The organism is Bradyrhizobium sp. WSM4874 (assembly GCF_055811835.1).
In genome coordinates, this window is sequence record NZ_JBVVPR010000002.1 from 206,474 (window position 1) to 228,271 (window position 21,798).

Here is a 21,798-nt window from a genome sequence, read left to right on the forward strand (position 1 = left end):
TGCGTGCCCACCACACAACAGTTATTTCCCCGCCCTCCCCCCCCCCCCCCCCCCCCCCCCCCCCCCCCCCCCCCGGGCCCCCCCCCCCCCCCCCCCCCCCCCCCCCCCGCCCCCCCCCCCCCGCGACAAGGCGACCGGCGAGCGCAAGGAAAAGACCGAGTGGCACCGCGTCGTGATCTTCAATGAAGGGCTCTGCAAGGTCGCCGAACAATATCTGAAGAAGGGCGCCAAGATTTACGTCGAAGGTGCGCTCCAGACCCGCAAATGGACCGACCAGAGCGGTGTCGAAAAGTACTCGACCGAAGTCGTGCTGCAGGGCTTCAACTCCACCCTGACGATGCTGGACGGCCGTAGCGGCGGTGGCGGAGGCGGCAGCTTCGGCGACGAGCCGGGCGGCGATTTCGGCTCCTCCGGTCCCGTCAGCAGCGCACCGCGGCGCCCTGTTGCGGCCGGCGGCGGTGGCCGCAACAGCGACATGGACGACGATATCCCGTTCTGAGCGATCAGGTTCTGAGAACGCGGCGTCTCGATGCGGATGCGCCGGCCGGATGGGTCGGCGCTTCTCATCTCGTGTCAGAAAATCCCACTAATCGGCAGGACGGGCTCGGGATTTCCGGGCCCGCTTCATGTTTGGGTTGAGCTCGGATTGCGGCTTGGTAAACGCGCTGATGGGGCAAGCTCGGCGCGCGGTTTTCCACGCGTGACCGGCAATTTTGCAAGGTCGATGCGGGGGCTGTCCAAGACACCGCTCGCAAGGGCTTAAGTTATTGGAAAAATAGGCGGAAAAAGCGCTTCCCAGAACGCCGCGAGGGTGGTTATCAGAGGCTCGATGCGCTATATGATTCCCAGATAAAACCTCACCGGATTTCCCCTTGGCTGACGACGACGACAAGCCCGGCGACCAGCCGGCGCAACCCTCGGATATTCGCCCCGTCTCCATCTTCGAGGAGATGAAGAAGTCCTATCTCGACTACGCCATGAGCGTGATCGTGGCGCGGGCGCTGCCTGACGCCCGCGACGGTCTGAAGCCGGTGCACCGCCGCATCCTGTACTCGATGAACGAGCAGGGGCACACGCCGGACAAGAAGTACGTCAAGTCCGCCCGCGTGGTCGGTGACGTCATCGGTAAATATCATCCGCATGGTGACCAGTCGATCTACGACGCCATGGTCCGGATGGCGCAGGACTTCTCCATGCGCGTGCCGCTGATCGACGGCCAGGGCAATTTCGGCTCGGTCGACGGCGATCCCCCGGCTGCCTATCGTTATACCGAAGCCCGATTGACCAAGGCGGCGCTGGCTCTGCTGGCCGACATCGACAAGGACACGGTCGATTTCCAGCCGAACTATGACAACAACGAGACCGAACCGTCGGTCTTGCCGGCCAAGTTCCCGAATCTCCTCGTCAACGGCGCCGGCGGCATCGCGGTCGGCATGGCGACCAACATCCCGCCGCACAATCTCGGCGAGGTTATCGACGCCTGCGTCGCGCTGATCGACAACCCCGCGCTCACCATCGACGAGCTCATCAACATCGTGCCGGGACCGGATTTCCCGACCGGCGGCGTCATCCTCGGACGGCAGGGCATCCGCGCCGCCTATCACCTCGGCCGCGGCTCGGTCATGATGCGCGGCAAGGTCGCGATCGAGACCATCCGCAAGGAGCGCGAGGCGATCATCATCACCGAGATTCCCTACCAGGTGAACAAGGCGACGATGGTCGAGCGCATCGCCGAGCTGGTCAAGGAAAAGAAGATCGAAGGCATCGGCGACCTGCGCGATGAATCGGATCGCGACGGCTACCGCGTCGTCATCGAACTGAAGCGCGACGCCGTGCCGGATGTGGTGCTGAATCAGCTCTATAGGTTCACGCCGCTGCAGACGAGCTTCGGCGTCAACATGGTGGCGCTCGACAGCGGCCGTCCGCGGATCATGCATCTGAAGGACCTGCTGGCGATCTTCGTCGACTTCCGCGAGCGCGTCGTCACGCGGCGCACCAAGTTCCTGCTCGCCAAGGCTCGTGATCGCGCCCATATCCTGGTCGGTCTCGCCATCGCGGTCGCCAATATCGACGAGATGATCCGCGTCATCCGGACCTCGCCCGATCCGACCACCGCGCGCGACACCCTGATGTCGCGCGACTGGCCGGCCCGCGACGTCGAGGACATGCTGACGCTGATCGACGATCCGCGCCACCGCATCAGCGAGAACGGCACGATCCGGCTGTCGATGGAGCAGGCAAGGGCCATTCTCGATTTGCGCCTGCAACGCCTCACCGCACTCGGCCGCGACGAAATCCGCGAGGAGCTCGACAAGCTCGCCGGCGAGATCGCCGACTATCTCGCCATCCTGCGCTCGCGCGACCGCGTGCTTGAAATCATCAAGTTCGAGCTTGCCGAAGTGAAGGCCGAGTTCGCGACCCCGCGCCGCACCGTCATCATCGAGCAGGAAGGCGAGGTCGAGGACGAGGACCTGATCCAGCGCGAGGACATGGTGGTCACCGTCTCCCACGCCGGCTACGTCAAGCGCGTGCCGCTGTCGGCCTACCGGGCCCAGCGCCGTGGCGGCAAGGGCCGCGCCGGCATGCAGACCCGCGACGAGGATTTTGTCAGCCGGCTGTTCGTGGCGTCCACGCATACGCCGATGCTGTTCTTCTCCTCGCGCGGCCAGGTCTACAAGATCAAGGTCTGGCGCCTTCCGATGGCCGCGCCGAATGCGCGCGGCAAGGCGCTGATCAACATCCTGCCGCTGGAGCAGGGCGAGCGCATCACCACCATCATGCCGCTGCCGGAGGACGAGTCCACCTGGGGCAATCTCGACGTGATGTTCGCCACGACAGGCGGCAACGTCCGGCGCAACAAGCTGTCCGACTTCGTCGATGTCCGCCGCTCCGGCATCATCGCGATGAAGCTCGACGACAACGAAGCTATCGTCGACGTGCAGATCTGCACCGAGCACGACGACGTGCTTTTGACCGGCGCCGGCGGCCAGTGCATCCGTTTTCCCGTCACCGACGTGCGCGTGTTCACCGGGCGCACCTCGATGGGCGTGCGCGGCATTGCGCTTGCCGAGGGCGACAAGGTGATCTCGCTGGCGATCCTGCGCCACGTCGAGACGACGTCCGACGAGCGCTCGGCGTACCTGAAGATGCGCCGCGCGGTCGCCGGCGAAGCTGCGGCCGAGGAGCCGGCGGCGGACGCCGAAGCCGAGGAGACCTCCGGCAGTTTCCAGCTCCCCCAGGAGCGCTATATCGAGATGTCGGCGGCCGAGCAGGTCGTGCTGACCGTCTCCGTCAACGGCTACGGCAAGCGGACCTCGTCCTACGAGTACCGCACCACCGGCCGCGGCGGCAAAGGCATCGTCGCCATGAGCGTCAACAACCGCAACGGCAACCTGGTGGCGTCGTTCCCGGTGGAAGACGCCGATCAAATCATGCTGGTCACCGACAAGGGCCAGCTGATCCGCTGCCCGGTCGAAGGCATCCGCGTCGCCGGCCGCTCGACCCAGGGCGTGATCGTGTTCGACACCGCCGAGGACGAACACGTCGTCTCGGTCGAGCACATCACGGAAGAGGCTGAGAGCGGGAACGGGACGAATGGAGACTCAAACGGGGAGTGATGCGTCACCCCCCGTAGCCCGGATGGAGCGCGAGCGAAATCCGGGTTCTTCATTCGAACGGTTGTCTCGGATTGCGCTTCCGCCTTCGCTCTCCGAGCGACGGCGGACAAGTCGCTCCATCCGGGCTAGTGCACTGACCAGCTAAATCTCCAACTCTGTCCCGAACTCCACCACCTGCTTGGTCGGCACGCCGAAGAACGCGGCGGAGCGTTCGGCGTTGCGTTGCAGAAAGGCGAACACGGTTTCGCGCCAGACCCACATGCCCGGCACGTCCTCGCGCGGGATGATGGTCTCGCGGCCGACGTAATAGGTGATGTCGGAGAGGTCGACGCCGGGCAGCTTGCCGTGGCGGCATGCCAGGGTCAGCCCGTCGTAGATCGTCGGGTTCTGCATGAAGCCGTAATGCAGGATGACGCGGGTAATGCCGGGAATGATCTCGATCACCTCGATGCGGTCTTCGTCGGCGATGTGAGGAAGCTCCTCGATCAACACGGTGACCAGGACGATGCGCTCGTGCAGCACATGGTTGTGCTTGACGAACTGGGTCAACGCCAGCGGCACCCCGCGCGCCGCCGACGCCAGGAACACTGCGGTGCCGGGGAGTCTCGCGGTGCACTTGTTGACCGCGGTCTCGATCAGATCCTCCTCGGGCTGGCGCAGCTTCGCGCGTGCCGCTTCGACGAGCTTCACGCCGCTGCGCCAGGTCAGCATCAGGAAGGCGACGAAGCCCGCGAGCATCAGTGGAAACCAGCCGCCCTCGAACAGCTTGATCGAATTGGCCGAGAAGAAGATCACGTCGATCAGGAAGAAGAAGCCGTTCACGGTCACCACGAGCCACGGCGAATAGCCCCACTGGATCGCGACCAGGGCAGCGAGCAGCGTCGTGATCGCCATCAACAGCGACACCGCGATGCCGTAGGCGCCGGCCAACGCCTCCGAACTGCCGAAGCTCAGTACGGCGCCGAGGGTTGCGGCGGCGAGCAGCCAGTTCACCAGCGGCACGTAGATCTGGCCGATCGCGTCGCTCGTGGTGCGACGGATCTGCATGCGCGGCAGGAAGCCGAGCTGAATCGACTGCTGGGTCAGCGAGAACACGCCGGAAATGATCGCCTGCGAGGCGATCACGGTCGCGACCGCAGAGAAGGCGACCAGCGGATAATGCAGGGCGTCAGGGCAGAGCTGGAAGAACGGATTTTCGATCATGGTGGGGTCGGTGATCAGCAGTGCGGCCTGGCCGAAATAGTTTAGCACCAGCGCGGGGAGGCAGATCGCGAACCAGGCCAGCCGGATCGGCAGGCGGCCGAAATGCCCCATGTCGGCATACATGGCCTCCCCGCCGGTCACGGCGAGGAAGGCGGCACCCAGGATCGCGAAGGAGACATGAAAATCCTGGTGGATCAGGAAGTCGAACGCATAGAGCGGGCTCAGCGCCGCCAGCACCGCCGGCGCCTTGACGATGCCGTGGATGCCGAGCGCTGCCAGCACGAAGAACCAGGCGAGCATCACCGGTCCGAAGATGCGGCCGATGAAGCCGGTGCCCTGCTTCTGCATCATGAACAGTCCGATCAGGATGACGATGGTCACGGGCACGACCGCCGGCGCGAGCGAGGGGGCGTCGACCTTCAGACCTTCGATGGCGCTGAGCACGGAAATGGCCGGCGTGATCGCGCCGTCGCCGTACAGTAGCGCGGCGCCGACGAGGCCGACGACCAGCAGATGCGCGCGCCAGGTGCCGGGTTGGGCGTTGCGGGCATGCAGCAAGGCCAGCAGGGCGACGATGCCGCCTTCGCCGCGGTTGTCCGCACGCAGAATCAACAGCGCATATTTCAGCGAGATGATCAGCAGCAATGCCCAGAGGATCAAGGAGGCAACGCCCAGAACGGCATCGTTCGTCAATGTGCCGCCGTGGACGGCGGCCTTGGCGGCTTCCTTCAGGGCGTAGAGGGGGCTGGTGCCGATATCGCCATAGACCACCCCGATGGCGCCCATGGTCATCGCAAGTGGCAGTGGATCAGGTTGATGGCCGGAGGCAACCGCGGGCGTACTGGACAATGGCGACCCCCCGATGGGATCGCGCCCGACGGGTCATTCCGACGGGCGCGAGCATCAGGCAGTCTGCGACGGGACGTCGCAAATATCCATGGGGTTTATTTTGGGGGTTATCGTTGGGACTTACCGGAAAGTTTCCTGACGAGAAACTGACAGATCTCGCTACGGAGTGCGGTTGGCAGTCACGAGGCGAGCCTCGCGGATATTGGCTTTGGTGCCGGCCTGGCGAAGGCAGGACGCCTCGAAGTTCGGCCAGGCCTGCTGCGAGCAGTCCTTGCCGACCGTGCGGATATCGAGCCGGTCGCTCTTGGCGAGCGGCTGCGGCACGCTCGCCTCGACGGTCGGGGCGAAGCCGGGCAGGAGGGTGAGGGCGGCAGCAACACACGCAGAGATGGCGATCGCCGAAAGAGCCTTGATCATGACAGTCCCCTGTGATGCGGCCGCTACGCCCAGTGTGCGGCCCGTCGTTCGTTGGCCGGATTAGTAACCATGGCCAGTTTCCGGACGTCTTCGCGAACGCGGGAAATGGTTTCGTTCGCGCTCCGTTTTGTTTCGTGGCCGCCCTCAGGACGAAACAATTGGGCGCATTCCGACGCGGTTCTTGCGGAAAAACCGCCAGGGAACCGGACCGGCTTGCCGGGCCGGGCAGGGCGCGGTAGGACGTGGCCATGCCCCGCATTGCCTTCTATCCAGGTTCCTTCGACCCCATCACCAACGGCCATCTGGACGTGGTCCGCCACAGCGTGTCGCTGTGCGACAGGCTCGTTGTCGCGATCGGGGTGCACCCCGGCAAGAAGCCTCTGTTCTCGACTGAGGAGCGGCTGAAGATGCTCCATGACGTCTGTGGGCCGGTGGCGGCCCAGGCCGGCTGCGTGCTCGAAGCCGCGACATTTGACGATCTGTCGGTGACATCGGCGCGTAAGCACGGTGCGACGATCATGATTCGGGGCCTGCGCGACGGCACCGACCTCGACTACGAGATGCAGCTCGCCGGCATGAACGAGGCCATGGCGCCCGAGGTGCATACGGTCTTCCTGCCGGCTTCTCCCATGGTCCGCCCGATCACCGCCACTTTGGTGCGCCAGATCGCTGCCATGGGCGGGGACGTCTCGGCCTTCGTCCCGCCGCTGGTTGCGGCGCTGCTCAAGGCAAAATTCGCCTGATAACGGCGCGTTTCCTGTCTCATCTCTGATCCGGAGTTATCATGATCCGAATTCTCGCATTTGTTGCCGCGGTTCTGTTCGCGGTGCCGGCCTTCGCGCAAGCCTTGCCGGCCGGCCTCGACAAGGCCAACGCCATCGTCATCGACTCCACCAAGGGCCGCATCGTCATCAAGCTGAGGCCGGACCTTGCGCCCCAGCACGCCGAGCGCATCAAGCAGCTCGCGCGCGAGGGTTATTACAACAACGTGCCGTTCCACCGCGTCATGGATGGCTTCATGGCGCAGACCGGCGACGGTCAGAACTTCAACGGCACCGGCGGCTCGAAATATCCGAACCTGAAGCAGGAATTCTCCAAGGTGCATTTTGCGCGCGGCATCGTCGGCATGGCCCGGCGCGGCGACAGCGTCGACACCGCCAATTCGCAGTTCTTCATCATGTTCGCCGACGGCGGCAGCCTCGACAACCAGTACACCGTGATCGGCGAGGTCGTGCAGGGCATGGACGTCGTCGACAAGCTGAAGAAGGCACCTCCCGGATCAAGCGGCGGCACCGTCACCGATCCCGACAAGATGGTGAAGGTGCAGGTCGCTTCCGACATCAAGTAGGAGAGGCGATGGCGCGCAGCGGTGGCAAGCTCCTGCTGATTGCCGCGGTGCTGCTGCTCGGCGTCCCCGGCGCGGTCGCCGAGGACGCACAGGTCAACACCATCCAGGACATCTTCCGGCATCTGCGCACCTGCTGGAAGCCGCCGCCCGCGGCCAGGGCCCGCCCGATCGACATCACCGTCGTCGTGAGCTTTAACCGGGCTGGAAACATTCTGGGCCATCCGAGGATTACCTATGAATCCGCGGAGGCCTCCGACGAGGACCGGCTGCAATACCGGGTAGCGGTGATGGAGGCATTGCAACGCTGCACGCCGATGCCATTTACCGATGCGATGGCCGGCGCCGCTGCGGGGCGTCCATTCGCGATCCAGTTTCGCAACCGCAAAACTTCACCTGACAGGACTTCACCCCCAACCCAAGAGAGACGAGCATGAGCGCCACCGAAAACACTTTGATCCTCGAGACCACGCAGGGCCCCGTCACCATCGAGATGCGGCCTGATCTGGCCCCCGGCCACGTCGCGCGCATCAAGGAACTCGTGCGTGAAGGCTTCTACGACGGCATCGTGTTCCATCGCGTGATCGACGGCTTCATGGCGCAGACCGGCTGCCCGCAGGGCACCGGCACCGGCGGCTCCGGCAAGAAGCTGAAGGCCGAGTTCAACAAGGAGCCGCATGTGCGCGGCACCACCTCGATGGCGCGCGCCGCCAGCCCGGATTCCGGCGACAGCCAGTTCTTTATCGTGTTCGACGACGCCCGCTTCCTCGACAACCAGTACACGGTGTGGGGCAAGGTCACCGAGGGCATGGAGAACGTCGACAAGATCAAGCGCGGCGAGCCTGTGCAGAACCCCGACAAAATCGTCAAGGCGCGGATGGCGGCTGACGCGGAGTAGGCGTTCAACCCTCATGGTGAGGAGGCGCGTAGCGCCGTCTCGAACTCATGAAGGCCGAGCTGCAGCAGCGGAGCCTTCATCCTTCGAGACGCGCGTTCTGCGCTCCTCAGGATGAGGAGTGACTGTACGGCCGTGAGCACGCGATGCGCACCGACCTCTTCGATTTCGATCTGCCCGCCGAGCGCATCGCCTTGCGCCCGGCGAGGCCGCGCGACTCCGCGAAGATGCTGGTTGTCGATCACGGCACGCTGCGCGACCAGATCGTCGCCGACCTGCCGCAATGGCTGAAGCCGGGCGACCAGCTCGTCGTCAACGACACCAAGGTGATCGCGGCGCAATTGAGAGGCCGTCGCATCGGCCGCGAGACCGAGCCGAAGATCGAGGCGACCCTGATCAAACGCCTCGACGGCTCGCGCTGGCAGGCGCTGGTGAAGCCCGCCAAGAAACTCATGGCCGGCGACCGCATCCGCTTTGGCAATGAGGGCAAGGTCTGCCTGCTCGGCCATCTGGACGCCGAAGTCGAGGCCAAGGGCGCAGAAGGCGAGGTGACGCTGTCATTTTCGTTCCACGGCCCGACATTGGATCAGGCCATCGCAGATCTCGGCAGCCCGCCGCTGCCGCCCTACATCGCCTCGAAACGCACGCCTGACGATCAGGATCTTGCCGACTACCAGACCATGTTCGCCGCGAATGAAGGCGCCGTTGCCGCGCCGACAGCCGGCCTGCATTTCACCCCGGCGCTGGAGCAGGCGCTGCACGCGCGCGGCGTCGGCATCAATCGCGTCACGCTGCATGTCGGGGCAGGGACCTTTCTGCCGGTGAAGGTGGACGACACCGAAGGCCACAAGATGCACGCCGAGTGGGGCACGCTCTCGGCCGAGACGGCGGAGCGGCTCAACACCGCGCGCAAGAACGGCGGCCGCATCATCGCGGTCGGCACGACGTCGTTGCGCCTGCTCGAAAGCGTAGCCGGCGAAGACGGCACCATTGAGCCGTTCGCCGCCGAGACGTCGATCTTCATCACCCCCGGCTATCGCTTTCGCGCCGTCGATGTCTTGCTGACTAATTTCCATTTGCCGAAGTCGACACTGTTCATGCTGGTGTCGGCGTTCTCTGGGCTCGAGACGATGCAACAGGCCTATGCACACGCGATCGCGCATGGTTATCGGTTCTATTCCTATGGCGATGCGTGTTTGTTGTTTCGGGCACCGTAGGGTGGGTTAGCCGTAAGGCGTAACCCACCGCTTCTGTTTACGCGGTAGAGACAGTGGTGGGTTACGCTGTCGCTAACCCACCCTACGCACCTCCCGTTACGCCATCACCTGCTGCGGCAGGAGCTCCGCGATCTGCACTGCGTTGAGCGCTGCGCCCTTGAGCAGCTGGTCCGCCGCCACGAACATCGAGATCGAATGCCCGGAGGGGTCGCTGAGGTCCTTGCGGATGCGGCCGACCAGGACGTCGTCCTGCCCCGAGGCGTCGATCGGCATCGGGAAGTAGTTCCTGGCGCGGTCGTCGACGATCCTGACGCCGGGCGCTCGTGCCATGATGGCGCGGACCTGATCCTCGTTGATCGGCTTCTCGCATTCGAAAGTGATGGCCTCGCAATGAGCCCGCAGTACCGGCACGCGCACGCAGGTGACGCCGATCGCGATGTTGTTGTCCTCGAAGATCTTGCGGGTTTCGTTGATGACCTTGGTCTCTTCGTCGTTGTAGCCGGTGTCGGGGTCGATCGCCGTGTTGTGGTTGAAGAGATTGAACGCGTAAGGATGCGGCATCACCTTCGGCGTATAAACCTGCCCGTTGAGGTTGGCGCGGGTGGACTCGACCAGCTCCTCCATCGCGGCAGCGCCGGCGCCGGAGGCAGCCTGGTAGGTCGAGATGATCACGCGCTTGATGCGGTTGGTCTGGTGGATCGGCCATAGCGGCACCAGCGCGGTGATGGCGGCGCAGTTCGGGTTGGCGATGATACCCTTGTGGTCGCGGATGCGGTTCGCGTTGATCTCGGGGATCACCAGCGGCACGTTCGGGTCCATGCGGAAGGCGGAGGAGTTGTCGACGACGACGGCGCCGGCCTTGACCGCGATTGGCGCGAACTTCTTGGAGATGCTGCCGCCGGCGGAGAACAGGGCGATGTCGACGCCTTCGAAGGCGCGTTCGGTCAGCTCCTCGATGACGACGTCTTGCCCACGGAACGACACCGTCTTGCCGGCCGAGCGGGCGCTGGCCAGCGCCTTGAGCTTGCCGACGCGAAAGCCGCGCTTGTCCATGGTGGCGATGAATTCGGCGCCCACTGCACCGGTGACGCCGACAATCGCGACGACGGGATCGTTACTCACTTTGTCCTCCATTGATTTGAGAATTCAGACAACAAAAAAGCCCCGGACCAACGAGGGCGGGGCTTCGGTAGAGTGGATTGCGTTCTAGTCGACGACTACACGCGCACGCCTCCCCGGGCCCCGAAGGCCGTGGTGGTTTTGGTCGTGCGTTTGGTGGTCGTGAACATGGCGGGAGCTTATGCGGGAGAGTTTTGCGCCCGTCAATGGCTTTTCGGCGGGATTGGCCGCCGCTATTTTGTCCGGGCGCCCGGCGGTTCGAGGATGACCTCCTTGAGGTTGTCGCCACTGATGACGACGATCGCGAAATTCAGCCGGCCGCGTTCGCGCACCAGCCCGCCGCTGATCGCCTTGCCGGAGGCCGCGCGTTCGGCCACGTGCACGGCATCCGCAAGTCGGTGCTTGATGGCACCGAGCGCTGCGAGGTTGCTGCGGTCGTCGAGGTCGAGCTCGGCGAGAGGGAGGGCGGCTTCGCCGCCGACGAGCTCGCCGGTCGCGGCATTGATGGTGTGGCGCCAGATCCGGTCGTTGTGCAGGGTCTTCACCCGGTAGACCGGCACGCCGGAGGCCCCGTCGAAACTCACATCCGCCGTGGTGGCACCGGCGTGGCGGGCTTCTGCAATCGCCATGGCCTGGTTGATCGAGATCGACGAGCTGCGGAAGCGCTCGATCTCGCGACTGACCGCTTGGCGGTCGATCTCGGCGTCACCATCTGTGTCGCTGTGAAGGGCGGTCGGTGTGCCCGTGCTCACGATCGCTCGCGCCGGCGCTGCGAGGAGGAGTGCGGACAGGGCGATCGCGAGCAATCCCGAGATCCGTCGTTTGGCTGTCGTCATGCTCGAAACCTCGGCCAGCGAGTGTGCCGGATGATCGTAAAGAACTTGCGGCCGACCTTGGGCATCGGTCGGCCGCTGAGCGTCGTGACGGGCTGTACCGCCGCGGCGATCGAGGCGGTGCGGACCTCTTTGGGGCTGGTGAAAAAGCGATCCGCATCGCCCTATAATTAAACCATACCGTATCGTTTTGTTTTGGTCAACGGCGCGGGCGCGCGATCCTCTGGCAAGATCGCAACTTCACGGAATTGTCAGCGGGATGGGCGCCGCCGCCGCGTGGTCTTGGTGGCGTCCTGGAGGCGGTCCGGGGGGCCAAGCGCACCGGCCAGGAACAGCTTGATGGCAATCCGCATGCGCTTTTCGGCGTCTTTCAGCTCGAGCGTCGTTCCGAACGTCGCCATGCGGTGGGTATGCCCCACGACGACGTCGAGAAACACCTCGGCTGCGATCGTGGTGTCTTCCATATCGAGCGCGCGTTGCTCCACCAGATGATCGAAAAAGCGTGCCGTGGTGGCGACGGCCTTGAGCCAGCCTTCTTCCTTGCCGAGCTTGGCGATATCGGGGAAGTTGATGGCCTGTGACGTCATCATGCGGCTGAAGGCGACGGCATCGGGACCGCAGGTGAAGCTCAGCATCTCGCGCCCGATCTCGACGAGCCGCTGTTCGACCGAGATGTCCGAGGCGCTGCCGAGCTGCGTCTCGGCGGCCGCGGATAGCGGTGCAAGCCATCGCGCGATCTCGCGCCGCAGCACGGCGGCGAACAATCCGCGCTTGTCTCCGTAACGGGCATAGACGGTGGGCTTGCTCACGCGCGCGGCTTCCGCGACTGCATCGAGCGACGTGGCGTCGAAGCCGCGATCCAGGAACAGGCGGGTGGCGACCTCGATCAGCCGCTGATCGCGCTCGATAGCGGCGCTTTTCGTCGGGCGGCCGCCGCGCGATTTCGGCACCTCGCGCCGCTGAGCTGCCGGTCTTGTCTTGGTCGCAGTCAATCCCATGCCCAATGATTCCTGCGCGGTCGTGACATCAGTGATTGCTCTATAACGCGCAGTAGCGGGTGCGTCATGGCTAATCTGGCCGGATGGGCCGCATCGTCAACCGTCTCGGCACCGCCCCGTTCCTCAGCGAGCGCTTACGGAAGCGTCGAAGTCCAGGCTTGGCCTGAAGCGGCCTTCTCATATCCGTACTGATACAGCGCCCGCATATAGGCGGTGTCGAACCCTTCCGAGGGGGCGGCCGGATAGTCGCGCGCGATATAGGAGAGATGGAAGCCCAGGCGGTTGCGCCTCGCGAAATCATAGGTCGAGAAGATGATCGAGCGGGTCTGCGACTGGGTGATCGACGACAGGCTGCGTGAGGCGACGTCGATGGTGCTGTTGGAGACGAGCTCGAAATTGCGTTCGATCTTCTTGTTGACGAGGATGTAGATGTCCAGCTTCGCAGGGCCGGGAAGGCGACTGCCCTGGAAAAGCAGGGCTTCCGGCAGTGTCAGCACCGGGGCTGTCACGCCGCCGTCGACATGCATCTCCTGAAACCTGCGGCCCTCGCCTTCGGCGTCGATCATGATCGGCGGAAACACCAGGGGGATGCTGGCGGAGGCCGCCATCACGTCGCGAAACAGCTTGAGCGCCTCAGGCGTGCCGACCGCCGCGATCCTGCCCATGTCCCAGATCGCGGTCCGCTGGGTGTCGAGATCGGTCGTCACCACCAGCAGCCTTCGGCCCTTGGCGTTTTCACTGGCGACCTGCGCCATGATCTCCGGTCCGACATAGCGGGCGACGAGCTCGCGCAGACGCGTGTTGCCGAACAGGCCGGATCCGAACAGCACGCGCATGATGCTGGGATCGCTCAACAGGCTCTCGGCGACGCCGCTGGTGTAAACCTCCTTCAGCGTGTCGTCATATCGCGAGCCGAGAAACGCAAAGGGTGCAATCAGACCGCCGGTGCTCACGCCCGAGACGACTGAGAAAGTGGGACGGGTTCTGGCCGCGGTCCAGCCGTTGAGCACGCCGACGCCGTAGGCGCCATCGGCACCCCCGCCTGACAGCGCCAGATAGGACTTGGTCGCGGTGCTGGTGTCCTTCTCGAAGCTGAATTTCGTGATGGGTTCGTCGGCGTAGCGCCGGAGGCCATCGATATCGAGCACGCGCGACGTGCTGGCTTCGGTGGCCGTATAGGGTGTGCGGGGCAGGGAGGTGCAGGCGCCGAGCGCCAGGCTGCACGTCAGGACCAGCAATCCGAACAGGCGGGCGCCGGTCTGCCTTGTCCAGCCATGCGAACAGGCGGACGTGTCAGTCGAACTTGAAGGAAAGGGCATTGTCGGTGGCTGGCGATCACGCATCTACCGCCGCCGGCAACATCGCCGCGGCATCTCGTCCAACCCCCAAGGTAAAACTACACTGTATCGTTTTGTTTAACAAGCGCCGCCGGTGCACGATGCCGTGTCCCCAGTGGTGTCCGTTGTCCCAGTCTGATGCATAGGCCGGCCGAGGCATCGCCTGAGCGGGTTGATCGGCCTGCTCCGACACGCAATAAGCACCGTCATGAATCGTCCTGACACCGGTCTGCCCAATCATTTCGAACTGCTCGCCACCGATGGCGCCGCGCGCACCGGGCGCCTGACCACGCCGCACGGCGTGGTGCGCACGCCTGCCTTCATGCCGGTCGGTACCGCCGGCGCGATGAAGGGCATGCACTGGCGCGAGGTCCGTGAGGCCGGTGCCGACATCGTGCTCGGCAACACCTATCATCTGATGCTGCGTCCCGGCGCCGAGCGGATCGCAGCACTTGGCGGCTTGCAGACATTCACCGGCTGGAACGGGCCGATGCTGACGGATTCCGGCGGCTTCCAAGTGATGTCGCTGGCGGATTTACGCAAGGTCAGCGAGCAGGCCGTGACGTTTCGTTCGCATATCGACGGCGCCAAGGTCGAGCTGTCGCCGGAGCGATCGATCGAAGTGCAGCGTTTCCTTGGCTCCGATATCGCCATGCAGATGGACGAATGCGTGCGACTGCCCGCCGAGCGCGCCGACATCGATCGCGCGATGCAATTGTCGCTGCGCTGGGCCGAGCGAAGCAAGCGCGCCTTCGAGAGCGCGCCCGAAGGCTACATGCTGTTCGGCATCGTGCAGGGCGGCGACATCCCCCAGCTTCGCCATGCCAGCGCGCAAGGCCTCATCGAGATCGGTTTCCATGGTTATGCCATTGGTGGCCTCGCCGTTGGTGAGCCGCAGGCCGTGATGCTGGCGATGATCGACGAGACAGCGCCGCTGCTGCCGAGAGAGCGGCCGCGCTACCTGATGGGCGTCGGCACGCCCGACGACATCCTCGAGGCAGTCAAGCGCGGCATCGACATGTTCGATTGCGTGATGCCGACGCGCAATGGCCGACATGGCGTTGCCTTCACACGCTTCGGCCAGGTGAATCTGCGCAACGCGCGCCACGCCGACGATCCCCGTCCGCTCGACGAAGAGAGCTCCTGGCCGTCGGCGCGCACCTATGCGCGCGCCTATTTGCATCATCTCGTCAAGGCGGGCGAGACGCTGGGTGCGATGTTGCTGTCCGAGATCAATATCGCTTACTACCAGTTCCTGATGCAGGGCATCAGGGACGCGATCGCACAAGGCACGTTCGAGGAGTTCTATCGGCGTACGCGTGAGGACTGGGCGAGGGGCGACATCGCCCCGCGCTAGGTCAGTTGCATAAGGTCACTTGCAGAGGAAGCGTCAGTTGCAGACGATCTGCTGCTTGACGGCGTGCTTGGTCACGAAGCCGTAGCCGCAATTATCGCAGGTCCAGAGATAGCTGATCACGTGTTCCGATAGATACGCAGAACCTTCGGCGGCGACCATGGAGTCGGCGCAGACGGGGCAGGTGGGTAACTCACTGCAACGCGGAGCGCGGTTCGGTGCGACGGTCGACAACACTTCAGCGACTGCTGACATCGTGGTGACCTTCCTGCTTTGAGACCTAAGTCTAACATAAGCAGAATCAGTTGACGAGGTCGCAACACAAATGCGTTGGTTTTCTGATAATTGCAGCTCACGCGATTTTGCGATGCAGCGTATTTAACATGTACCGCAATGCCGCTTGCGTGTCGCCGCAGGCTGTCTGTAACTGCGCAAGAGCTGCAACAGAAGCGCAAATCGTCGCCACAGGGAGTTGATCATGGACGCATCGTCCACCACGGGTGCAGCGCACCAGCCCGGCCGCGGCCGGATCTATGACTCGATCGTCGATGCTTTTGGCGACACGCCGATCGTGCGCTTGCGCCGGCTGCCGGGCATGCACGGCGTGAACGCGACCATTTTGGCCAAGCTTGAATATTTCAATCCCGCCGCAAGCGTGAAGGATCGCATCGGCGCGGCCATGATCATCGCCATGGAGAAGGCCGGCATCGTCAAGCCCGACACCGTGCTGATCGAACCGACCTCCGGCAATACCGGCATCGCGCTGGCCTTCGTCGCGGCCTCGCGCGGCTATCGGCTCAAGCTGGTCATGCCGGAGTCGATGTCGATCGAACGCCGCAAGATGCTGGCCTTTTTGGGCGCGGAGTTGGTGCTGACACCGGCCGCGCAAGGCATGAAGGGCGCGATCGCGACGGCCGAAGAGCTGTTGAAGACGACGCCAAATTCGGTGATGCCGCAGCAGTTCAAGAATCTGGCCAATCCCGAGGTGCACCGCCGCACCACTGCAGAGGAGATCTGGAACGACACCGGCGGCAACATTGACTTCTTCGTCGCCGGCGTCGGCACCGGCGGCACCATCACCGGCGTCGGCCAGGTGCTGAAGCCGCGCAAGCCCTCGCTGCGCGTGGTCGCGGTCGAGCCCGAGGAAAGTCCGGTGCTGTCGGGCGGCCAGCACACGCCGCACAAGATCCAGGGCATCGGTGCGGGCTTCGTCCCTGAGATCCTCGACCGCTCGGTGATCGACGAGATCGCGAAGATCAGCTCGACGACGGCGATCGAGACCTCGCGGGCCTTGGCGCGGCATGAGGGCATTCCGGGCGGCATCTCCTCGGGTGCCGCGATCGCCGCGGCCCTCGAGATCGGCAAGCGGCCGGAGGCTGCGGGAAAGACCATCCTGGCTATAGTGCCGTCCTTCTCCGAGCGGTATCTTTCGACGGCTCTGTTTGAGGGAATCTAGGACATGGCGGATCAACCACCGAGGCGGCCGCGGACGTTGGGCGACGCCAGGACGGAGGCCGAGGCGGCGTTCAAGAAGGTGACGGCCAAGGTCGCCGCGGCGCCGCCAAAGCAGAACGTCAGGCCGGGGATCAAGGAGCAGGTCACGCTGCGGATCGACCAGGACGTGCTGGAGCATTTCCAGGCCGGCGGCCCCGGTTGGCAGGACCGCATCAACGAGGCGCTGCGCAAGGCCGCGGGGAAGTAGGCGCCGAAGGTTGGGCGACTCGCAACGAAAAAGCCCGGCGCGAGCCGGGCTTTTGTATTTGCGATTGGCCTCGCCTCAGCGGCGGAACATACCGCCCATCATGCCGCCGACGACACCGCCGACGAAGGCTGCTCCGGCAGGATCGCCACCGCTGCTGCGATGGGGAGCCGGTGCGGGCGCGCTGCTGGCCGCGGGAGCGGCGGCGCGGCGGGCTGCCTTCTGGCTGTTGTCGCTCGCGGTCGGCGGGCCGGCCACGACCTCCGAAAGCAGAGCCTTGTGCTGGAGCCTGTTCAGGTAACCTGATGCGGGATAGCCGCGCGCCGCCTGCCAGCGCTTGAGCACCGACCGGGTCTCGTCGCCGAACACGCCCGTTTGTTTGTTGTCGAAGCCGAGCCCGCCGAGGCGACGCTGAACGTCGCGGCGCTGGTTCTTGTCGAGGCCGATCTGGTCCTCGGTAAGCTGGCTGGCCTCATCGGTGAAGGTCGCGGGATCGACGCCAGCGGTGAGGGTACGCGTCGCGGTCGAGGGGCCGCTCTTGATGGCCGCGAGGCGTGCCAGCGCCAGCGCCTTGAACTGGCCGTTCGGATAGGCGGAGAGATAGGCGTTGAGCTCTTCCGACTTGTTGCTCTCCTTGACCGAGCGCCAGTATTCGAGCTCGACACCGTCCGAATTGCCGCCCGTCGCCATTGGCACGCTGCCAGCAGCCGTCGGTGCTGCATTGGCGACCTGGGTCGTCGGAGCCTGGTTGAGATAGACCGCGCCGATCAAATTGGTATGGCCCCAGGGCAGCTGACCCTTGTGGGTCTCCTCATTGACCTGGGCGCGTACCGACGTCATCGCCTGCTGGATCTCGATGCCAGGCTTGGTGATGTTGTCGATGAGCGCACGGGTGAACGGGCTGTTGTTGCCCTCCTGACCGTCGAGCGCGGTCTGGCCCGGGCCGGTGGCGAACGCGATCAGCGTGCCTTCGCCGGATTTCATCTCGGCAAGACCGCTCTGCACGTTGACGCTGCGGGTCGCGGAATTCGACTTGATCTTGGCGGCGAACGGATTGTCGCGGCAGGCGTCAAGGAAGACCAGCTTGACCTTGGCGTCGCCCATGGTCTGCTCGAGCGTCAGATCGATGTTGATGGCGGCACCGAGCTTGACGTCCATCTCCGACTTGATGTCGGCGTCGACAGGCAGAAGATAGTTGGAGCCGCCGACCGCGATGCCGTGACCGGCATAATAGAACACTGCGACATCGGAGCCCTGTGCCTTGCGGCCGAAGTCCAGCAGCTTCTCAGTCATCTGGTCGCGCGAGAGGTTCGAACCTTCGATCACCTCGAAGCCGACATTGCGCAGCGTTGCCGCCATCGCCTTGGCGTCGATCGGCGGGTTCGGCAATTGTGCGACGTTCTTGTAGGTGCCGTTGCCGACGACGAAAGCAACACGGCGGTCGGCCTTCGCGGCACTGATCGACAGTGCCATGCACATCAGCGACGCAAGGAGGGTGAGAGTGCGCATCTGGAATCCCCAACAGAATCGAATTGCAGGCAGCAACAAATTGGCAACGAACTTACACGAAGTGCCCGACTTGGCGCCACCAAAACGGCAGTTCGTCGCGTTCAACCCGCTGCTGTGTGGCAGAATGTGCACGATGGAATGCCGCTCCAACGTGATCCAAATCACACGGCCACTTGGTTTTGTCGCGCGAGGCGGCGCGAGGTTCAGCGTGCGGGAGCAGGAACCGGCGGAGCTGGCTTTAGATTCAGGAGATTGCCGAACAGGATCAGCGCGGCGCCGACCACCGTCCATGTGTCAAGCCGCTCCGAATACAGCAGCCAGCCAGCGGTCGCGGTCAATGGAACCCGCAGGAAGTCCATGGGAACAACGATGGTCGCATCCGCATAGCGCATCGCACTGGCGAGGCAGTAGTGCGAAAACGTGCCGCAGACGCCGATCACGCCGACCCATGCCCAGACATAGGCGGAGGGCCACGTCCAGACGAACAGCGTCGGAATGAAGCCTGAGACCGATTGCACCACCAGCATCCAGAACAGGATCGATAGCGCGCTTTCGGTGCGGGTCAGCGATTTGACGAGCACCATGGACACGCCAAAGCCCATCGCGGCGCCGAGCGCAATGAGTTGACCGGGATTGATTTCGCCGGTGGCGGGTCGGACGATGACGATCACACCGATAAGGCCAAGCGCGATGGCGGCGATCTTCCACGGCGTCATGCGCTCGGAGAGGAGGCTCGCTGCGAGCAGCGCCGTCCAGATTGGCATGGTGAACTCGATTGCCACCACCTGGCCGATCGGGATCAGCGTCAGTGCGAAGAACCAGCCGAGCTGCGCAACATAGTGCACCAAATTGCGCCCGATGTGCTGCGGCAGGCGCGATGTCCTGAGCACCTTGAAGCCGCCGGCCCGATAGATGATCGGCGACAGCAACAGGAAGCCGATCAGTGAACGCACTTCCATGATCTGAAATACATTCAGCTCGCGCGTGGTCTCGCGCCCGGCGACCGCCATGACCAGCATCAGCGACAGCCAGCCCGCCATCCACAGGGCAGCCATCGTTTTGGACGGTGTCGTGTTCATGGGCGGAGGTTTGGGAGGCGAGGGTCCTGAGGGAGGGCCGGTATCGGCGACATCGTCGCCGTTTGCAACGGCCAAATCTGCCGGTGCAGCGATGCATGGCGGCGTGCTAAGGCATCACTGAACAACGAGAAAAATCGGGAGATCTTCGCTCATGCATATCTTGCAGCCGGCCGAGTGGAAAAAACCGCGCGGCTTTTCCCATGGTGTCGTGGTCGAGGGGCCGGGTCGCTGGGTGGTGCTGGCCGGCCAGACCGGCGGCGACGAGACCGGCAATTACGCGCCTGACATGGCCGCGCAGGTCGGAACCACGCTGAAGCGGATCATCACGCTCCTGGGCGAGGCCGGCGCCGGCCCCGAGCATATCGTCCGCTTGATCTGGTACCTGACCAGCCGCAGCGAATATGAAACTGCCGGGGCCGGAATTGGCGCGGCCTGGAAGGAAACGCTGGGGCGTAATTTCCCGCCCTCGACCTTGCTCTACGTCGGCGGTCTCGTGGACGACCGGGCCAAGGTCGAGATCGAGGTCACGGCGTTCGTGCCGGGCACATAAAAAATCGACCCGGCGAGATCGCCGGGTCGATTGCATGTCTACTCGTATCGGCTTAGCGCGACAGCGAGATGTTGGCGCCGCGGAACTGGCTGTCGGCGCGCATCGTGACGTTCTGCTTGTTGCCGGACGTCTTCAGCGAGATGTTGGCGTTGAAGCCGGCGGTGGAGGCGAGCAGCTCATAGTTTCCACCGGCGCCACGGCCCGAAAGGGAGCCGCTGATATTGCGGCTGGCCTCGGACCAGCTCCCCGCGATGGCGCTGCCTTCAGCCTTGACGTTGGCGCCGAGGTTGAACTTGTAGGCGTCGCTGGCGCAGGTCAGAGACAACTCCATGGTCGGTCCGATCGGAGCGTATTTGGCCCGGCAGCGGATCCGCTCGGTCGAACCGTCATCCAGGGTGACCGTGCCTGAGCCGCTCCAGCTGCCCGCCAGCGGGGCGAACGGGCCCGACTGGGCCTTGCTCTCGGAGTTGGCAATTCCGGCCGCGAACATAACGGCGGCCGCGATCAGCAGCCGCCGGCTTAGTCCACTCGTCACGATTTTTCTATTGGCGCGATGCTTCCCACCGCCCGCTGCACGGTATGCCTGCAGATGCTCCATTCCACTTCCCCGATCCGGCGTTGCCGCTGAGTTGACCGTTGGCATATGCACCATTGATCGAAACTTTCACAAGACCCTCCCGGCCGATGGTGCCGGAAACGTTAGCGCCGGGAGCAGTGATCTTGCCGTCGGCAACCGTCAGCAAGGAGCTTGCGGTCGGCTCGCAAGAACCGCTCTTGGTGACGATGGTGACCTGCCAGTTGCCGTCATAAGGAGTCTGGGCGAAAGCGGGAGCGGCGAGGGTGATAACTGAAGCGGCACAGAACGCCGCAATGCGAGCAAAACGCATAAAATCCGTCCTTGAATCTGTCTGATATGCTGACGCTTATTCGGACAAAATGTGACGGAAATTTGGTGCGGCGCCAAATTGAAAATTGTTCCTGTAGGAACAATGGTTTATTTGGGTTTCCGGCTGCAATTTTCGAAGCAGAATCAACGCCCCTTCACGTTAAGGGTAAACGTCAGGAAATCGACTCAGGAAAGGGGCTCAGGAAAGAGGTCTCAGGAAAGACTTGGCGCTGAGGTCGCGAACTGCTCGTCCTGGGTCTTGGACGGTAGCGCCTTGTGGACCTTGGCGTAATCGATCACGTCAGCCAGCAATTTGAGCCCGAGCGGGGCCAGCGCGCGCTCCCACAGCTCCCGGGCCGTCTCGCCCTTCTTGACGAAGCACCACTCCTGGGCGGCGATGGCGCCGGCGTCCATGCGGTCGGCGAGGTGATAGATCGTGCCGCCGGCGATCGGGTCGCCTTCCTTGATGGTCCATTCCACGGCCGCCTTGCCGCGGTGACGCGGCAGCAGCGAAGGATGATAGCCGATCCCGCCCAGCTTCGCCGCCTCGAGCGCGTCCTTGCCGATCCGGGCGTGGCTGTGCGCGGTGACGATCAGATCGGTATCGGGGGCGATCTCGGAGGCCACCACCAGCTTGGGATTGGCCTGAACGACGACCTCGATGCCCGCCGCCTTGGCTGTCGCGGCGAGACGATCCTCGGCGTCGGCCACCACGACCCGCACGATCGAGACACCGTGCTCCCGGAGCATGTTCAGGGTGGTCACGCCGAAATGGCGGGAGCCGACGAGGGTAATGCGCATGAGTGTCCGATCCGTCTCGCAACTGCGTCATCTCCCGATAACACGTCCGGACGTCCTGTCACCACCCGCGCCGGGTTTGCGCCGGTTATC

22 protein-coding genes and 1 pseudogene are annotated in these 21,798 nt (G+C 64.2%); 11 read left to right on the forward strand and 12 right to left on the reverse strand.

Features of this window, described 5'->3' with window-relative positions; all coding sequences use genetic code 11:
* Positions 1 to 121: 121 nt before the first annotated feature.
* Both ssb and gyrA read left to right on the forward strand, forming a co-directional pair.
* Positions 122 to 499, forward strand: a pseudogene (gene ssb, locus AC0L3P_RS03285) (single-stranded DNA-binding protein); the annotation flags it as partial.
* Between the two features lie 373 nt (positions 500 to 872).
* Positions 873 to 3,617 (forward strand): DNA gyrase subunit A, encoded by a 2,745-nt coding sequence (gene gyrA, locus AC0L3P_RS03290; RefSeq protein WP_275171174.1) that lies wholly within the window; start codon positions 873 to 875, stop codon positions 3,615 to 3,617.
* A gap of 141 nt (positions 3,618 to 3,758) precedes the next feature.
* On the opposite strand, the gene AC0L3P_RS03295 is transcribed toward gyrA, so the two are convergent.
* Together AC0L3P_RS03295 and AC0L3P_RS03300 are read right to left on the reverse strand one after the other, a co-directional pair.
* A complete protein-coding gene (locus tag AC0L3P_RS03295; RefSeq protein WP_473301022.1) occupies positions 3,759 to 5,612 on the reverse strand; it encodes a potassium transporter Kup in 1,854 nt (617 codons plus the stop codon).
* Between the two features lie 216 nt (positions 5,613 to 5,828).
* Positions 5,829 to 6,086 carry a hypothetical protein gene (locus AC0L3P_RS03300; RefSeq protein WP_275171173.1) on the reverse strand — a complete coding sequence of 86 codons (258 nt, stop codon included), beginning with the start codon at positions 6,084 to 6,086 and terminating at the stop codon, positions 5,829 to 5,831.
* 248 nt (positions 6,087 to 6,334) lie between these two features.
* Here AC0L3P_RS03300 and coaD point away from each other — a divergent pair, with 248 nt between their 5' ends.
* The 5 genes from coaD (at position 6,335) to queA (ending at position 9,543) form a co-directional block, all read left to right on the forward strand.
* On the forward strand, positions 6,335 to 6,829 hold the full coding sequence (gene coaD, locus AC0L3P_RS03305; protein WP_275171172.1) for a pantetheine-phosphate adenylyltransferase: 495 nt from the start codon (positions 6,335 to 6,337) through the stop codon (positions 6,827 to 6,829).
* Between the two features lie 41 nt (positions 6,830 to 6,870).
* Positions 6,871 to 7,434 carry a peptidylprolyl isomerase gene (locus tag AC0L3P_RS03310; RefSeq protein WP_473266509.1) on the forward strand — a complete coding sequence of 188 codons (564 nt, stop codon included), beginning with the start codon at positions 6,871 to 6,873 and terminating at the stop codon, positions 7,432 to 7,434.
* Positions 7,435 to 7,442: 8 nt separating this feature from the next.
* The gene (locus AC0L3P_RS03315; protein ID WP_473300962.1) at positions 7,443 to 7,868 is read left to right on the forward strand and encodes a hypothetical protein; all 426 of its coding nucleotides are present in this window, start codon (positions 7,443 to 7,445) and stop codon (positions 7,866 to 7,868) included.
* On the forward strand, positions 7,865 to 8,329 hold the full coding sequence (locus tag AC0L3P_RS03320; protein ID WP_007590736.1) for a peptidylprolyl isomerase: 465 nt from the start codon (positions 7,865 to 7,867) through the stop codon (positions 8,327 to 8,329). The genes AC0L3P_RS03315 and AC0L3P_RS03320 overlap by 4 nt, the downstream gene beginning before the upstream one ends.
* A gap of 143 nt (positions 8,330 to 8,472) precedes the next feature.
* On the forward strand, positions 8,473 to 9,543 hold the full coding sequence (gene queA, locus AC0L3P_RS03325) for a tRNA preQ1(34) S-adenosylmethionine ribosyltransferase-isomerase QueA (protein ID WP_473300963.1): 1,071 nt from the start codon (positions 8,473 to 8,475) through the stop codon (positions 9,541 to 9,543).
* Positions 9,544 to 9,639: 96 nt separating this feature from the next.
* Here the strand turns inward: queA and AC0L3P_RS03330 are convergent, their stop codons facing one another.
* The 4 genes from AC0L3P_RS03330 to AC0L3P_RS03345 all read right to left on the reverse strand — a co-directional run bounded on the left by AC0L3P_RS03330 (position 9,640) and on the right by AC0L3P_RS03345 (position 13,836).
* Positions 9,640 to 10,677, reverse strand: a complete 1,038-nt coding sequence (locus AC0L3P_RS03330; protein WP_473300964.1) for an aspartate-semialdehyde dehydrogenase — start codon at positions 10,675 to 10,677, stop codon at positions 9,640 to 9,642.
* A gap of 218 nt (positions 10,678 to 10,895) precedes the next feature.
* Entirely contained in the window at positions 10,896 to 11,498 is a 603-nt protein-coding gene (locus AC0L3P_RS03335) for a PepSY domain-containing protein (protein ID WP_354059250.1), read from the reverse strand.
* A 248-nt stretch (positions 11,499 to 11,746) separates the two neighbouring features.
* The gene (locus tag AC0L3P_RS03340; RefSeq protein ID WP_473300965.1) at positions 11,747 to 12,493 is read right to left on the reverse strand and encodes a TetR/AcrR family transcriptional regulator; all 747 of its coding nucleotides are present in this window, start codon (positions 12,491 to 12,493) and stop codon (positions 11,747 to 11,749) included.
* Positions 12,494 to 12,627: 134 nt separating this feature from the next.
* Complete coding sequence (locus AC0L3P_RS03345; protein WP_473300966.1) at positions 12,628 to 13,836, reverse strand: patatin-like phospholipase family protein; 1,209 nt, start codon at positions 13,834 to 13,836, stop codon at positions 12,628 to 12,630.
* A 202-nt stretch (positions 13,837 to 14,038) separates the two neighbouring features.
* Here AC0L3P_RS03345 and tgt point away from each other — a divergent pair, with 202 nt between their 5' ends.
* Positions 14,039 to 15,187, forward strand: a complete 1,149-nt coding sequence (tgt, locus tag AC0L3P_RS03350) for a tRNA guanosine(34) transglycosylase Tgt (protein WP_473300967.1) — start codon at positions 14,039 to 14,041, stop codon at positions 15,185 to 15,187.
* A gap of 33 nt (positions 15,188 to 15,220) precedes the next feature.
* On the opposite strand, the gene AC0L3P_RS03355 is transcribed toward tgt, so the two are convergent.
* Positions 15,221 to 15,439: a hypothetical protein gene (locus AC0L3P_RS03355; protein ID WP_473300968.1), complete on the reverse strand. Its 219-nt coding sequence runs from the start codon at positions 15,437 to 15,439 to the stop codon at positions 15,221 to 15,223.
* A gap of 223 nt (positions 15,440 to 15,662) precedes the next feature.
* Here AC0L3P_RS03355 and cysK point away from each other — a divergent pair, with 223 nt between their 5' ends.
* Together cysK and AC0L3P_RS03365 are read left to right on the forward strand one after the other, a co-directional pair.
* On the forward strand, positions 15,663 to 16,640 hold the full coding sequence (gene cysK / locus AC0L3P_RS03360; RefSeq protein ID WP_473300969.1) for a cysteine synthase A: 978 nt from the start codon (positions 15,663 to 15,665) through the stop codon (positions 16,638 to 16,640).
* A 3-nt stretch (positions 16,641 to 16,643) separates the two neighbouring features.
* A complete protein-coding gene (locus AC0L3P_RS03365; protein WP_473300970.1) occupies positions 16,644 to 16,886 on the forward strand; it encodes a BrnA antitoxin family protein in 243 nt (80 codons plus the stop codon).
* A gap of 75 nt (positions 16,887 to 16,961) precedes the next feature.
* Here AC0L3P_RS03365 and AC0L3P_RS03370 read toward each other — a convergent pair whose 3' ends face one another.
* Together AC0L3P_RS03370 and AC0L3P_RS03375 are read right to left on the reverse strand one after the other, a co-directional pair.
* Positions 16,962 to 18,392: a caspase family protein gene (locus AC0L3P_RS03370; protein ID WP_473300971.1), complete on the reverse strand. Its 1,431-nt coding sequence runs from the start codon at positions 18,390 to 18,392 to the stop codon at positions 16,962 to 16,964.
* A gap of 203 nt (positions 18,393 to 18,595) precedes the next feature.
* Positions 18,596 to 19,471, reverse strand: coding sequence for a DMT family transporter (locus AC0L3P_RS03375; protein WP_275171159.1), 876 nt, complete (start codon positions 19,469 to 19,471; stop codon positions 18,596 to 18,598).
* Between the two features lie 151 nt (positions 19,472 to 19,622).
* Here AC0L3P_RS03375 and AC0L3P_RS03380 point away from each other — a divergent pair, with 151 nt between their 5' ends.
* Complete coding sequence (locus tag AC0L3P_RS03380; RefSeq protein WP_473300972.1) at positions 19,623 to 20,021, forward strand: RidA family protein; 399 nt, start codon at positions 19,623 to 19,625, stop codon at positions 20,019 to 20,021.
* A 52-nt stretch (positions 20,022 to 20,073) separates the two neighbouring features.
* Here AC0L3P_RS03380 and AC0L3P_RS03385 read toward each other — a convergent pair whose 3' ends face one another.
* The 3 genes from AC0L3P_RS03385 to AC0L3P_RS03395 form a co-directional block, all read right to left on the reverse strand.
* Positions 20,074 to 20,619, reverse strand: coding sequence for a hypothetical protein (locus AC0L3P_RS03385; protein WP_275171158.1), 546 nt, complete (start codon positions 20,617 to 20,619; stop codon positions 20,074 to 20,076).
* Complete coding sequence (locus AC0L3P_RS03390) at positions 20,564 to 20,908, reverse strand: hypothetical protein (RefSeq protein WP_007610621.1); 345 nt, start codon at positions 20,906 to 20,908, stop codon at positions 20,564 to 20,566. The genes AC0L3P_RS03385 and AC0L3P_RS03390 overlap by 56 nt, the downstream gene beginning before the upstream one ends.
* A gap of 212 nt (positions 20,909 to 21,120) precedes the next feature.
* Positions 21,121 to 21,708 carry a formyltransferase family protein gene (locus AC0L3P_RS03395; protein WP_027567035.1) on the reverse strand — a complete coding sequence of 196 codons (588 nt, stop codon included), beginning with the start codon at positions 21,706 to 21,708 and terminating at the stop codon, positions 21,121 to 21,123.
* Positions 21,709 to 21,798: the final 90 nt, after the last annotated feature.